This is a genomic window from Bacillus cereus ATCC 14579 (assembly GCF_000007825.1).
Lineage (GTDB): Bacteria > Bacillota > Bacilli > Bacillales > Bacillaceae_G > Bacillus_A > Bacillus_A cereus.
This window is the reverse complement of sequence record NC_004722.1, coordinates 2,629,447-2,644,392: the sequence shown is the minus strand read 5'-3', so window position 1 is coordinate 2,644,392 and position 14,946 is coordinate 2,629,447. Positions and strand designations below refer to the sequence as shown.

Here is a 14,946-nt window from a genome sequence, read left to right as displayed (position 1 = left end):
ATGCAAAACTAACTGTTGTTATTTTGTGTTATTATTTTATATATTTAAAATACGGTGCGTGAAATTTCAGAATATTAATTAGTACAACTTGATTACAGAGCACTCTAAACTCTTTTCGTATTTCCTATAAAAAAATTCCCCTCTGGATGTCCAAAGGGGAATTTTTTATAGGAAAATTATGCGATATGGTTATATTTCGCTAAGAAAGGAATTCGTCTCGCTACTAATGCATACATTTTGAATACAAGTTTCGCTATTGGTTCAAACATACGAGTACTTTGCATTACTAAAGCACTCGTAATAAGTGTTAAGAATGCTGCACCAAGTATATCTAAAGGATAATGAACACCTACGTACATACGTGATATACCGACTAGTACTGCCCATAATAGCACGATATATTTTAGTTTTTCTCCTCTAAGAATAAATACGAAGGCGATTGAAAATACAAGTACAGAATGATCACTAACGAATGATGAATCTGCTGCATGTGGTACTAATTGATGTACATCATGTGATACGAACGGACGCGGATGGTAATATACCGCGTGTATAAGAACATTTACTAATAATGCAATAATAACCGAAAGCGTCGTATATAAAACTGTATATTGTTTTCTAATTGCCTTTTCTTTCTTTCCATTATTAAACCATAAGATAAACATAAATAGAACGGCTACGTATGCAGCGCTATTTGTAATAGCAATCATTAACGTATCTAATAGTTTGGATGAATCAGCAAAATTATTAAACCACTGAAATACTGTGTAATTCATTAAACTCTCTCCTTACATACAAGTGTTCTTGATTTACACAGTATACAATACCATTATGAAAATAGGCTTAAACTTTTTTCATCTAATTCTCATTTTACTATTACTCATATGACAATTATTAAACAAATTTTATACGCTATTTATGTATAAAGCCGGTAAGCCTTTATAATAAGGCGGTTCGTATTTTTTTCATGTTTGAAATACATAACATATTCATTTAAATATACTAATTGCAAAATCATATTTTTTAATTCATTTGAAGTACAATATTTCCGAATTGTTCTCCATGTTCCATACGGCTTAGTGCTCGAATTGCTTCTTCTAACGAGTACACCTTATCAATAATTGGTTTAATTTGATATTTTTCAATAAACTTTATCATCTCATTAAATTCCTCACGGCTACCCATGGATGTTCCCATAATATCAATTTGATTGTAAAATAATGCGCGTAATGGTAATTCAATTTTATCTCCTGAGCTTGCACCAAAATTCACGATTCTTCCATTTGGTTTTAATACATCAAAATATTTCAAGAAAGTTGCCGGGCCTATACTATCTATTATTAAATCTACTTTTTCACCTTGTAAGCTCTCTTCCCAATTTCCGGTACTATTAAAAGAAATATCTGCACCATATTTTTCAGCAAGTTCCCTTTTATTCTCTACCCTTGAAGTAACACTCACTTTTGCGCCGATTGCTTTCGCGAATAACATGGCAAATGTAGCTACACCACCTCCTATTCCCGGAATTAAAACGTGTTCACCGCACTTCAATCTACCCTTTGTAAAAAGTGCTCTATATGCAGTTAATGCAGATAAAGATAAAACACCTGATTCTTCCCAAGTAAGATATGACGGCTTTTCTACTACATTTTCAGCTGGTACAATTACATATTCAGCAAACGTTCCATCTTTCGGCCCACCTAGTACTTCCGGTAACTCCGGTACTTCAGTAGCATGTTCCCATCCAATACTAGGATTAATAATAACTTCTGTATGTAGTGTAATATTTGAAACTCCTTCTCCTATTTCTGTAACAATTCCTGAGCCATCTGAACCTATTACTAATGGTAGATCCATTTCTTTTCTATTGTTTATAATAAATAAATCCCTATGATTTAACCCTGCAGCTTTTAACTTTATTTTTACTTCACCTGCATTAGGACTTATCTCAGGTGAAAATTTATATTCTAACCCCTCTAATCCTTTTTCATATTGATGTACAATAGCTTTCATTGCTTAATTCCCCCTTAATATTTCCAATGTACTAGAAATATCAAAATAAATAAAATAGTTTGCCTCCAATAATTAGAAATTATATATTTTGTTATGAAAAAAATCCTCTCCCTATAAAAAGTATAGGAAGAGGTTTCAAAACTAGTTAGATAAGAATCTATAAATTTATTGAATTCTAGCCAATTCTAATATTTTTCGAATAAACGGCGCTTTTGCCTTTGTATATGAAACACGATCAAAAGCATATGTAATAGCAAGCCTCTCTTTTAATTCTCTATATTCTTTACGTGCCCATTCATGGCTTATTAGAAAGTCACGAAATAAAATATTGTTTCTCCACTCATCACTATTATAAATATAAATATGCAAATGATGAGTACCCGCTCTCCATTTTCCCTTTCTAAAAAAACGCCAATTCGTTGCATCTTTTGGAACATACTCATATCCAATTTCCGATAGAACTTCAATCCACTTTTCAGCTATTTGCAATTCTGTTACGCCAATCATCATATCAATAAGAGGTTTAGCTCCTAATCCTTCTACTGCTGTGCTTCCTATATGTTCAACAGCAATTATTTCTTGTCCTAACAAGGAACAAAATTTCTCTTTTTCTTTTATATACTCTTCAACCCATTCTTTTTGATACGGTTTAATAACAATTTGTTGATCCATTGTATTCACCTCTCTATAAATATTTATCATTATATTTATAAAATTTTATATTATTAGCATAGGATTTCCATAAAATATGTCGAATAGTGGAATGTACAACTTAATTATATTAAATGTGAGGTAATCTATGAAAGATAATTCCGTGGAAATTCAGTTAAATAACGTAACATTCCAATTAAAAGAATATCATAATTTTGATTGGCTTATTAAATTAGGGACCGTATTTGCAGTTTTTGACCAACAAGATTCAGGTAATATAAGTTTTGGTGTAGAAAAAGATGGGCATAAGAAATTTATCAAATACGCAGGAGCACAAACAATTGCATATGAAGGAACAACGGGTGATGCTATTGAAAGGCTAAAAAATTCAGTTACTATCTATGAAGATTTAAAGCATAAATCGCTCATAAGATTAATTGATCATTTTCCAGTTCAATCTGGATATGTATTAATTTTCGATTGGTTTGATGGTGAGTGTCTTCATTCGCATTGGCGTTTCCCATCTCCTGAAAAATATAAAAATCCAAACTCACCATTTTATAAATTTAGACATTTATCTGCTATAGAACGAATTCATTCCTTACATTCCATTTTTTCTTTCCATAGTTATGTAGAAAAGAAAAACTATGTAGCAATAGATTTTTATGACGGTAGTATTTTATATAATTTTAATACAAACGAGACAAAAATTTGTGATATAGATTTATACAGTAAGAAACCTTACATAAATAGAATGGGCCGGCTATGGGGTTCCTCCCGTTTTATGTCACCAGAGGAATTTGAACTAAACGCAACAATTGATGAAAGAACAAATGTATTTAATATGGGAGCAATGGCTTTCTCACTTTTAGGCGGTGAAAAAGATCGTTCTTTTATAAAATGGGAAGCAAGTAAGGAATTATATGAGGTAGCGTATCGTGCTGTAAATGCCAATCGAGCAGAACGGTATGCATCAGTTATAGAATTCTATGAAGCGTGGTTAAAAGCGGCTAATGCGGAAAGGATATAACCCTAAATTATTAAAAGAAATATAGAGTTTATACTATTATCATGTATAATACATATGAAAAGGAAATTCAGAATAACGAGGCAAATATTATGGACTTTGTTTATATTAATCAAAACGTGTTAAATAATCTTCTATACATTTTATGTAGTATATTTGTTTTTTATTTCATATATGATAGCCGGCACTATTTAAAGAAATATAAAATACTACTGATTACCCTTTGTTCTAGTATTCCGCTTATTTTATGTATGCGATACCCTATCTATATGGATGAAAGTTGTATTCATGATTTAAGACAAATTCCGGTCATAATAGCTACGCTTTATGGTGGATTCCCTGTCGGTATCATATTGTTTACAATTTTATTAATTACAAGATTTATATTTTATGGATTTAATATGCTAACAGTCGTTGTTTACGGAATAATGTTCATCGTTACAGCACTCGCATCTTCAAAATTTAATACATATAATAGAAAACTTAAAGTAGCTTTTTCCCATGTTTTTAACCTTTTTCCTAGCAATATTTACAACTTTAATTGTATTAACTTTATCAGATTTTGAAGTGAATAATTTGTATATTATTTATTTCAATGGTATTACCGACTACTTTAATGTTATTTATTGTTTATATAAATGAAGTTATAAAGGATGCTGTATTAATGCGCTCTAAATTAATTAAAATGGAAAAAATGGAGATTGTTAGCCAACTCGCTGCAAGTATATCGCACGAAGTAAGGAATCCCTTAACGGTTGTAAAAGGATTTACACAGCTTTTAAAAACACAAAATTTAACTCCTGAATCAAGAGACGAATATATTAAACATATACTTGAAGAGTTAAATCGTGCCCAAGAAATTATCGATGATTACTTAACGTTTGCCAAACCTGCTCCAGAAAAATTAGATCAAATTTCAGTAAAACAAGAGTTAAATCGAGTTATTAATATGATATTGCCATTGTGTAATATGAATACGATACATATTACACAGGATTTTTCTGAGGCAACCATTGTTGGTAATAAACAGCACTTTCAACAATGTTTTTTAAACTTAATAAAAAACAGTATTGAAGCAATGCCTAGTGGTGGTACCTTAAATATTTCCTCATCTATCAATAATAGTAAAGTTGAAATACGAATTGAAGATAGCGGAGTTGGAATGTCACAGGAGCAAATACATCGATTCGGTGAACCGTATTTTAGTACAAAAACAAAAGGAACTGGTTTAGGTACAATGGTTGCTGTTAAGATTATTGAGACGATGCATGGAAGTTTAAAAATCCGAAGTATCGTTAGTAAAGGAACGACTTTAACGATTACGTTCCCGAAATATAGTGAGAATACGCATTTAAACAAATAAAAAAGGAGCATAGTTGCTCCTTTTTTATTTGTTTCGATACATAAGTATCTTCAATGTTTTTTTAGTTTACATTTGTGAAGACTAATTAAAAATTAGTATCCTCCGCCCCAGCAGCTGCATCCTACAATTATTAATAGAATGAATAACACAACTAGTAAAGCGAAACCTCCACCAAAACCACAAGAACCACCGTAACTCATATTTTCTCCTCCTTTTGGTTTGAAAACTAATAGGTAGTTGATCATTTTAACTGGTTCGTATTATACATTATGTATATATCCCTTTTTTGAGCATGTCTACATAAAAATAAGTAAAAGCACTCGTTTAAAGAGTGCTTTAAAATGGATACCAAAAGTTTTGAAATACGTTTAATTTTAAATATACCGCAACAATAAATATGAAAATACCGGCAAATAAAGCGATGAAATCTTCACGTTTCGCCTTACTTGTATAAAACCATGTACGTTTATCCTTCTTTCCAAATCCTCTTAAATCCATTGCATTTGAAACCGTATCTATTCTTTCTAGAGAATGAATGATTAGTGGCCAGAAAATTAAAACACGGTTCTTCATACGAACCCATAAACTTGCTTCTCCTTTTTCAAAAGCCACTCCTCTCGCTTCTTGCGCGTGTTTAATAATTTTATACTCAGACTGGATGTCAGGAATATAACGTAGTGCAATATTTATTGCATATGTAATCTTATAATGAATACCAAGTTTACTTAAGCTACTTACAAATTCGCTTGGATCTGTCGTGTAAATAAAAAGAAGTGTAAATGGTAATAACGTAAAATACTTTAATGAAAGTGTAGCTGCATAAAATAATGTTTCATATGTAATCGTTGCATATCCAACATGTAAAAACGCGGTATATGATTCAGTTAATTCAGATCCATGAGTTGGTGTAATAAATAAAATCATGACAGAGTTTAATAAACTAAATGTAAATATGACACTAAAAACAATTAAAATTTTACGAAATGGAATTTTAGCAATGCTGAGTCCGATACACCCAATAATAAATAATATTAGCAACACCCGAAAATCAAAAAACAAAAAAGTAAGCGTCATACAAAAAATAAATAAAAACAATTTCACTACCCCATCCATACGATGAAAATATGTACTATGCACCTTCCTCCCTCCTAGTACTGTCTAAATAAAGCTCCATGAATTTTTCTGGACATGCAATCCCACTAAATTTAATAAGCTTGGTTAAAGAACTCTCTCTTAAGTTGGCTCTTTGTAACGTTTCTTGATTGCCTAATACATCAAACACTGTATTATCCGCAATAATTTTCCCTTCATGTAGAACTACTGCACGGTCTGTATATTCTAGCGCGAGATTCATATCGTGAGTGATAACAACAAATGAAATTCCCTTTTTAGCTAGGTTTTTAATAAACGACATAAATTGTTTATAATGATAATAATCTTGTCCCGCTGTCGGTTCATCTAATATGATAAGCTTAGGATTTGTTGTTAATACAGATGCGATTGTTAGTCTCTTTTTTTGCCCATAGCTTAGTGCTTGAATTGGCCAATTACGAAATGGATATAAGCCACAAATTTTTAAAATCCCTTCTACTTTATTCTTAATTTCTTCCTTAGAAAAATTATGTAATGTTAATGTAAATGAAACTTCTTCAAAAACAGTAGGCTGTGTAATCATATGATTTGGATTTTGCATCACGTAAGATATGATTTCCCCACGTTTACGAATAGACCAAGAACTAATATCTTCACCTTTTAACGCAATTTTCCCATTTTTCATTTTGTTTATACCTATAAGACTATGAGCTAATGTTGATTTCCCTGCTCCATTATGTCCTAACAGTGCCACAATTTCTCCTTCATATATTAAAAGGTTTACATTTTCTAATACTTTTTGTTTATTAGGGTATGAAAATGATAAATTCTCCACTTTAAGTAATTCCTTGTTTTTAGCATTCCTTTTTAATATGACTTGTTTCTCCATCCACTCTTTTATAACGTTGCTTACCTTTTCTTTTTGAAGGTTTTCCATTGGATATATTACGTCATTATTACTATCAAAATGTAATCTCTTTAATGCTTCGATGTAAATAGGCTCTCTTAAGCCAATACGTGGTAATATATTTGACGCTAAGATTTCTTTTGGTGTTCCCATCGCAATGACTTTACCTTCATCAATTAATATAACTTTGTCTAAATCCAGTTTGAAAATTTCTTCTATCCTATGTTCGATAATAACAATCGTTTTATTATACTGCTCATGTATATCTTTCATAAGTTCTATCGTATGTATGGCGCTTAGTGGATCTAAGTTCGCTAATGGTTCATCGAACAATAATATATCCGCATTTGTTGTTAATAAACCAGCAAGAGAAACTGTTTGCTTTTGACCTCCTGATAATTCATGTGGACTTTGTTTATGAAACGTATGCATCTTCACCTTTCTTAATGAATCCGAAACAATCTTTTTCATGTTATCTTGCTTTACACATTCATTTTCTAAATAAAAAGCTACATCTTCTTCTACTGTCAGACCAATAAATTGAGCATCTTGATCTTGCAAAATTGTTCCTACCTGTTTACTTTGTTCAAAAATACTTCCTTCCCTTGGGTCTTTACCGGCAATTAAAACGTTGCCTGTGCTATTCCCTTCGTAAGAAAATGGGATTAGCCCATTTATACAATGAGCTAATGTCGACTTTCCTGAACCACTTCGTCCAGCAATTAGCACTTTTTCCCCAGGGTATATATGAAAGGTAATATCACTTAAAGTAGGCTGCGCAGCATGCCCATATTGAAAGGTGAATTGTTCAAACGAAATAATTGGTTGCATGTTAACATCCCTACTTTTCAATTTTTAAATGTGTATGTTTCTTATTGGATTTCGCCAAACCAATTGTAAGTGGCAATCCAAGTACTAAGAAAACGATGACATCGGAAATTGTTGCTCCTAATACTTGGATAACAATTTTGTCAAATGGTTCTCCCATCACAATAATATCGAATGCCCCAGCAAATATAATAGCGATGACAATACCAACTAGCCCAGTAATTGCTAAATAAGAAATATCCCCCTTGTTAAACGACCCGTTTTTCACACTAAAGCCAACTCTTTTTTGAATAAGCCCCATTGAAAAACCAATAATACCTGAACTAATAACCCGCAACTTATACTACCTTACAATATGTCCACCTGAGCAAACCTAGTAAAACATTGAGTTTCTCTAAGGTATTGAATTGGACACTTCCGTGAATGAAACATGGTTAAAATTAAGTAATGTACTTTATTTTTGTTACAAAATCTTCCTGTTTGAGTTGGACAGTTCTTTATAAAATTGATAGTTCCACATCACAATCAAGCTAAGAAAAGAAAATGACCCAAAACGAAAAAATCGAGCTAAATTCTCACATTTAACTGTTAAATAATAAAATTGTCGCTTTGTGGATATTTCAAAATACTAGCTTGATGATGATCAGCTCTAACCAGATCACCATTAATATAAGAGAAACTTGTATCCCAAAATAAAAAGTAAATTTTGTATGTTAAGCACCCCTTCTATATCCTTTTAAATGCCAGAAAAAAAGACAAGCAATATTTCACCTGCCTTTCTCTCACTTGAACCATCTTAATTTTAATAATATGTATTGGACTCTTATCTCTAATATCATTGTATAAAACTGATCGTCTCTGTTAGAGCGTTTCACAGTCCATGCTGCGATTAACAAGAAAATAATTCAAAACAAGAGAACATACTCTACTCTATAGATTGACTACGAATTCGCCGATTTATGGTAAACCAAGTGACTGTAAACAATATCATTAATAATATTATAATGATATATAATCCAGTTTGAGGTATCATGGTACCAATCATTATACCCATTAATCCTCCCATAGCTCCTGCAACAATGCCATTTAATATGAGGATCATATCTTGAAATGGAAAACTGATAATACCACTAATAAAAACACCCATCAGAAGTCCTAAAACATAGACCGTACTTAGGTTGTGGCTCATAATAGATCCAAAAACTATACAAACTGTCATTGTAGAAATCATCCCTAAGGTCATGGGAAGTGAATGAACGATTATACTAGATTGTTCATTGAATTTGTACAGACGATTTCGTTGCTTCCAAAGTGTATAAATAATATGACAAATGAGAAGCACACAAATAAATAAGATAGCAACAGCAAAGGGCCACGATATACCCATAGTGTTTATATGGTTCATTTCATGTCTCAATTACATTTCCCCCTCTCTCTTGGTATTTTGGGCAATATCTTGTGTTACTTAGGGGTCCTGTCTCTCCTATTAAATATATCTGTAAAACATTTGTGAGAATTGCTTTACAATTGCAATCGTTATTGTGTCCGCCATTTGTAAAGCTTCTACTTCAATTTTATCAAATACAGTAATACTAGATTTAAAATCACCTTGGAGCATAAGTACTGCCTCCAATTTAGTGAGTGCTAGATGTTCGAAAAACATTTTTTGAAATTCTTCTCTTGAAATAAAAGGATTTATTCTATTTAGAAATTGGGAAACTTCTGCTCCATTTACATACCATTTTCTCTCAGCAGCCGTTGCAGCCTCTTGATTACCAGCTTTTGCAGCTTTAACAAGCTCCGCAGCAATTACTAGGTGATCCCTTATTAAGTTGTTGTACATTGTTGCTATTTCACTTCCATAATAAGGTTTTAATAAATCCCCCATATCTACAGCATTGCGAAGTAGACGAGCGGTAACAACGTCTATATCTGGTAAACCAAAAGCTATGCTGATGATCGTCATCCTAGTCCAATAGACATGTTGTTCCCAAACTGAGCGCATAGAATTACTTAAATTAACTTTCTGTTGGGTATAAACAAGATTTCCTCCTCCATGACATTGATGATTATGATCACACCTACAACTTTCTCCACACCGACAATAGGGATTTAAACAAGCTGGATTGGAACAATTACGTTGATAATTAGGATAACCATTGAAATATCCTTGTTCATTTTGCCACATCTTTCAGCCCCCCTAAAAACTTTAATTCCCATAAAAAATACGCTCCCTTATAGGTATTTTGTAGTGTATTTATATTTACAATTTAGTAGTTTTGAGAGCTCATTATTTTTAACAAAAATTTCACTTTATTAGATAGTAGGGTATTTTCAGTATGTATAAAAATAGTTTACAAAATGCTCTTTTGAGCATTTAAGTAATAGATTTGTTTTCTTACTATTAATATTTTTAACCATAAAATTAACTCCTATGTTTAAAAGTATTAAATTTTGACAATAAATACTTATAGGTTTTATTTTAGGAGGTAAATTAAATGTCAATAATTTGTGCTAATGTGAAAATTTCAGGAACTAGACCACTCTTGTTTAATCGCTTTACCGAAGAGGCTATTCCCATAACCAAACAAGAAAAGTGGGGAGTTCCAGGAAATAATCCACAAGAATGGAAAAAAACTTTTCAAGCAACACCACAAGGACAACTTTATTTGGATCCCATTTATATTTTCTCTTGTTTACGCGCAGGAGGAAAATTTATATCCAAAGGAAGAGGAACTTTAGAACCAGACGTATCTTCAACTCTCCAAGTATTAAATAATAAAATATTAATTAACAGGTTTCTTCCACCTATTAGCGAAATAACAAGGGATGATAAAAGAGATGTGTATATTGATGTACGCCCTGTTTCAAGAAGAGGAGTTAAAAATATACGTTATCGTCTGGCTATTTCATCCGGTTGGAAAACAGAGTTCAGTATAATATGGGAGGGAACCTTAATTAGCCGAGAACAAATGAAAGCTATTTGCCAAGATGCTGGTGCGTATGCTGGTTTAGGAGACGCAAGAAAAGTTGGATTTGGTCGATTCCATGTCACTGACTTTAACATCATTCAGGAAAAAGCACATGCCTAAAAAAAGAACACCTTATGAAACTTGGAGGAAAAACATAAGACCAATTATATGGAAGAGAGATAATAAACAATGTATACGTTGCAAAAAGACAGTTTTATTAAGCGAATGTCATATAGACCATATAATTAGTGGGCTGCATGGGGACAATAGACTTCAAAATTTACGTACACTTTGCAGACGTTGTCACGTTCTACGTTCAGATCGCCTTCATCGCGGTATGATTGCAAAAGCTTTAAAAGATGGAGTTATAACAGCAGATTGGCGTCAATATGTTTGGGAAGAAGAATCACTATTGAAAAGATAAACAGAATACTTTTATATTCCCTAATGAAATAGTAATAATTTAGGAATTTAAATATAGTTTAATTAACATAGTTTATTTTATTATGCCAAACTAGATATATGGTACGATTTGATACGGATATAAATTAAATTAATTTATTCTAATAAAAATTCAAATAAAACCACTAAAAATTTTATATTACAAGAATATTCAATGAAAATTATGATTTTGTCGAAACAGTTAAAGCTGTTCAATAGGAGATGACCTCCCTATTGCTGAAGAGATAGGTCGTTTTAATTAGGTTAGGCTTGGTATGGTACATCCCGGCTGCGTTCGGTTCGGTGGCGTTTGGTATAGTACGGCTTGATACGGTAATTTAATAATTTTATAAGCCATTTTTAGTAAAATTCACTATTGAATACAATTAGATTCTCTTATTAACTAAAAATAATAGACCATAGTACCATTTATTATTAGTTTTATTTCTCATATAGACTAATCTATTAAATATACAAAAATACTTATAAGTTATATTTTTCGTTTTTTAAGCACTATAGTGTTCTTACATTCATTTGTACACTTCTCTAATCTGATAGAGAGGTGATACACTTGTCTGATTTCTTAAAATTGGTTGGAGAAAACATCCGCTTTTTACGAAAAAAAAGAGGATTGACACAAGAAGAATTGGCTGAACAAATCAATCTGCAACAAGCTTACATTGGTGGTGTTGAACGTGGAGAAAGGAATATTTCCATGCTTACTCTGCAAAAAATTGCTGTTGGCCTAGAGGTTTCACCTGATGAAGTGTTAAATTTTAGTAATGTTAATTTAATCGATAATCCTCAAAGAGAGGAATCTCTTAGTATTATTACTTCTCTACTGCATCAAAAAAATGTTAATGAATTGCAATTTATCCTAAAGTTTCTTTATAATTTCTCTGAATTCGTTGAAAGTAACAGCAATAAGTAGTGATTGCAACATATTTTCGGATACATATTCTAAATATTTACTTACAATACTACCATTATAAAAAAACGTTATCTTGGTTAATCTATCATGTTTAAAGAGATAACGTTTTTTATTTTTCAACTTAAGATATTCTTATCTAATAAAATAATTTCCTTCTAGTAAATCTTATAGAAATAGGATTTGTTAAATAGTTAAAAAACCTTATTGTTTTATTTTCGATTTCAAGAAAAAGATCTCAACCTCCGATATCTTTTCAACTTTAAGGAACCAAAGGAATTAATCGTTTTATTCGAAATGTTTAACATAATCTAATAACGTTTGGTATTGCTTATCAAGGGCATACTCATCTGTTCCAATTGGAGCTTTAAAAAAAAGGGAAAGATGTTCCATTATTCCTACCTTCCCTTCTCTAAGTGCATGCTCCATAAAACGGGACAGATCAATTATTAGAGGGGCAGCTAAAATCGAATCAATACCTAACCAATTAATTTTCATTGTCATTCGTTCTCCTAACCAGCCTTCAAAGTCAATGGTATCCCAGGCTTCTTTCCTATCTCCTCGGACAGGAAAGTAATCAATTCTTACTTTATGATCAAAATGACTGTACCCTAATATTTGTTCTAGCCCAATGGATTTCGAATCAATTTTTGTTGAAGAATGTGTTGGGTGTTCCAAAACTGCACCATCTTGATTCCCTAAGATGTTCGTACTATACCACCCGACAATATTCAATCCACGTTGTTTGAACATTTTTCCTAAAACGTGTTTATATAAAGTCTGACCTGTTCTTCCATCTTTTCCTGCCGTCGGAACAGCCTGCAGTTCTGCTAATTCCTGTAATGCTGGTATCTCAGTCGTCACACTCGGCGTAAAATTTACATAGGCACATTTTGATTTCATTGCCGCATATGCATACAGCATACCTGGTCGAATATCAGGTGAATTTTCCCTTAACCCAGTCTCAAATGCTTTTAATGACTGATATAAATAATGACTTTTTGTCTTTTCTTCTGTTGAAGCCGTATTTACCACAACAATTCTTTCAAGATTATATTTTTTTCTAAATTCTTTAATGTCTGCCTGAATTTGATTCACTGCGCTCATTAAGTTCTCAGGCTCTCCTGTCAGACTATAGACCCCTTTAACAAAATCATTTACATTAGCCAGTGGTGCTTGCCAAATAGGAACATCATTGAGTTGCATTTCAAATTTCTTCAAAATAGATTCCTGAATGATACCATATTTTTTTACTACTTCTATCAATGAATCCTTTTGTATATCCCATCCACCAAAAGCAATCTGATCGAGTGGAGTTAGCTGTAATGTCTCAAATTCTTTCTCTGTAGGGGTACCGCCAGCATTTTGGAAAAAAACCACGCTAAGAGTATACAAGATTTTATACAGTTTTTCGGCTAATCCAGTAACAAACGAGAAACCTAAAATCGCGCCATAATAGGAATGTATAAAAAGATGAATAGCTTTATAGAAAATAAAAAAGGGGAATCCTTCTGAGAGTAAGGATTCCTCTTTTTTATTGCTACCGATAATGATGCGTTATGTCGACTTGATATGTATGGAGTATTCAATCAAATCATCATAAAAATATCCTCCCTGATGAATAATAGTTGAGAGGTGATTCATATAAAACGGTTATTCTTTTTAATAATGATTTTATTATTTTCTTTTCCGATAATTGAAGCTAACGCACAACCCAAAAAATGCCCAGTATTAAGTGAATTAAAAAAAACATCCATTAAAGATAGAAAAGAGGTAATTGAAGCATTAAATACTTTGATACCCAAAACTTATGGAACTGGAATAGATGATTTTCCTGATATGTATACTAAATGGAATGTTGTAACTGCAAAACCTTTTCCTAAAACTATTGGTAATAAAGAAGAAAAAAACTATTTTGGAATGGCAAAAACCTTTTGTGGTAAAGAAATTGCTGAGAAATCATGGCTTGTACGTTTAGACTTCCCAAAAGCACCTGGAGCTGACCTAGCCCAAGGTCAAATATTTTTAGCAAAAAGTAAAGAAAAAGGATGGTTTGTTTGGTTTAGATATCATTAAACGAATCAGTCATTTTAATTTTTAGCTCTTTGCTAATCTTTTTTGTTGTTGTTTTACTACCAATAACGAAATTTATGGTGCGACAAGAAGTCGCATTCCCACAGGGTAGCTTCTGCTACTAGATTAGATGCAAAGTCTATCTCCATCCGAAACTGCGGACTTGGTAACGGGCTCGTGGGTTGCATGAGGAAATGTGGAAACAGAGAGTCTGTACATGACTCGGAATACCGCTAGGAGAAGACAGGTACGGTGAACGAGAGTGAAGGCTCGTAAGCTTCGTAATCGTTAGCTTGGGATAATGTACAGCTCTACCCAGGTCTTGATAAGAGGAAAGGCATTCTCATAATACTGCCGCGTTGCATCCCGCAACTTATCCGGAGTAAAGAGTCCACCTAACCCTGTCGTATCTGTGGAATGTGAAACTTGGTAAGCCCTATGTCATCTGCGCAAGCAGTAGGATGACTGTAAAGTCAAACGATGTGGCAGAGGGTAAAGGATATAAGAGAAAGCAAAAGCCGCTAGCCGAAAGGAAACAGGAAAGCATAGAAATATGTATAACTGAGCGGATATTGTCGTCCTTACGGACAAACCCATGACAAGCCTGAAAGGGAGCCCACTTCTTATAGGTCTTCAACATGGAAATACATT

At 32.5% G+C, this 14,946-nt stretch carries 14 protein-coding genes and 2 pseudogenes; 6 read left to right on the top strand and 10 right to left on the bottom strand.

All coding sequences use genetic code 11. The features are described from left to right. Window positions 1–176: 176 nt before the first annotated feature. From BC_RS13320 to BC_RS13310, 3 genes are all read right to left on the bottom strand, one after another. Complete coding sequence (locus BC_RS13320) at window positions 177–776, bottom strand: undecaprenyl-diphosphatase (RefSeq protein WP_001110125.1); 600 nt, start codon at window positions 774–776, stop codon at window positions 177–179. 247 nt (window positions 777–1,023) lie between these two features. Continuing rightward, a complete protein-coding gene (locus BC_RS13315; protein WP_000644512.1) occupies window positions 1,024–2,013 on the bottom strand; it encodes a zinc-binding dehydrogenase in 990 nt (329 codons plus the stop codon). A 165-nt stretch (window positions 2,014–2,178) separates the two neighbouring features. Continuing rightward, a complete protein-coding gene (locus tag BC_RS13310) occupies window positions 2,179–2,685 on the bottom strand; it encodes a GrpB family protein (RefSeq protein ID WP_000372695.1) in 507 nt (168 codons plus the stop codon). A 127-nt stretch (window positions 2,686–2,812) separates the two neighbouring features. Here BC_RS13310 and BC_RS13305 point away from each other — a divergent pair, with 127 nt between their 5' ends. Beyond that, window positions 2,813–3,694 (top strand): protein kinase domain-containing protein, encoded by an 882-nt coding sequence (locus tag BC_RS13305; RefSeq protein WP_000654538.1) that lies wholly within the window; start codon window positions 2,813–2,815, stop codon window positions 3,692–3,694. A gap of 89 nt (window positions 3,695–3,783) precedes the next feature. Then, a pseudogene (locus BC_RS13300) lies at window positions 3,784–5,054 on the top strand (LytS/YhcK type 5TM receptor domain-containing protein). A 92-nt stretch (window positions 5,055–5,146) separates the two neighbouring features. Here BC_RS13300 and BC_RS13295 read toward each other — a convergent pair. From BC_RS13295 to BC_RS13270, 6 genes and pseudogenes are all read right to left on the bottom strand, one after another. Then, on the bottom strand, window positions 5,147–5,254 hold the full coding sequence (locus BC_RS13295) for a YjcZ family sporulation protein (protein ID WP_000120182.1): 108 nt from the start codon (window positions 5,252–5,254) through the stop codon (window positions 5,147–5,149). Window positions 5,255–5,390: 136 nt separating this feature from the next. Then, the gene (locus BC_RS13290) at window positions 5,391–6,191 is read right to left on the bottom strand and encodes an energy-coupling factor transporter transmembrane component T family protein (protein ID WP_000556372.1); all 801 of its coding nucleotides are present in this window, start codon (window positions 6,189–6,191) and stop codon (window positions 5,391–5,393) included. After that, window positions 6,184–7,884 carry an ABC transporter ATP-binding protein gene (locus BC_RS13285; RefSeq protein WP_001182509.1) on the bottom strand — a complete coding sequence of 567 codons (1,701 nt, stop codon included), beginning with the start codon at window positions 7,882–7,884 and terminating at the stop codon, window positions 6,184–6,186. The genes BC_RS13290 and BC_RS13285 overlap by 8 nt, the downstream gene beginning before the upstream one ends. A 10-nt stretch (window positions 7,885–7,894) precedes the next feature. After that, window positions 7,895–8,212: pseudogene (locus BC_RS13280) on the bottom strand (ECF transporter S component); the annotation flags it as partial. Window positions 8,213–8,806: 594 nt separating this feature from the next. Then, complete coding sequence (locus tag BC_RS13275; RefSeq protein ID WP_029438503.1) at window positions 8,807–9,298, bottom strand: hypothetical protein; 492 nt, start codon at window positions 9,296–9,298, stop codon at window positions 8,807–8,809. A gap of 69 nt (window positions 9,299–9,367) precedes the next feature. Further along, a complete protein-coding gene (locus BC_RS13270) occupies window positions 9,368–10,069 on the bottom strand; it encodes a hypothetical protein (protein WP_000267784.1) in 702 nt (233 codons plus the stop codon). 310 nt (window positions 10,070–10,379) lie between these two features. On the opposite strand from BC_RS13270, the gene BC_RS13265 reads away from it, so the two are divergent. From BC_RS13265 to BC_RS13255, 3 genes are all read left to right on the top strand, one after another. Then, a complete protein-coding gene (locus BC_RS13265; RefSeq protein ID WP_000022212.1) occupies window positions 10,380–10,973 on the top strand; it encodes a hypothetical protein in 594 nt (197 codons plus the stop codon). Next, complete coding sequence (locus BC_RS13260) at window positions 10,966–11,277, top strand: HNH endonuclease (RefSeq protein ID WP_001124982.1); 312 nt, start codon at window positions 10,966–10,968, stop codon at window positions 11,275–11,277. Before BC_RS13265 ends, BC_RS13260 begins: the two co-directional genes overlap by 8 nt. Window positions 11,278–11,865: 588 nt before the next feature. After that, window positions 11,866–12,225, top strand: coding sequence for a helix-turn-helix domain-containing protein (locus tag BC_RS13255; RefSeq protein WP_001279278.1), 360 nt, complete (start codon window positions 11,866–11,868; stop codon window positions 12,223–12,225). A 285-nt stretch (window positions 12,226–12,510) separates the two neighbouring features. Here the strand turns inward: BC_RS13255 and BC_RS13250 are convergent, their stop codons facing one another. Further along, window positions 12,511–13,617, bottom strand: coding sequence for an inositol-3-phosphate synthase (locus BC_RS13250; protein ID WP_227493637.1), 1,107 nt, complete (start codon window positions 13,615–13,617; stop codon window positions 12,511–12,513). A 273-nt stretch (window positions 13,618–13,890) separates the two neighbouring features. Between BC_RS13250 and BC_RS13245 the strand changes: the two genes are divergently transcribed. Next, window positions 13,891–14,298 (top strand): hypothetical protein, encoded by a 408-nt coding sequence (locus BC_RS13245; RefSeq protein ID WP_000601800.1) that lies wholly within the window; start codon window positions 13,891–13,893, stop codon window positions 14,296–14,298. The last annotated feature ends 648 nt before the right edge of the window (window positions 14,299–14,946 follow it).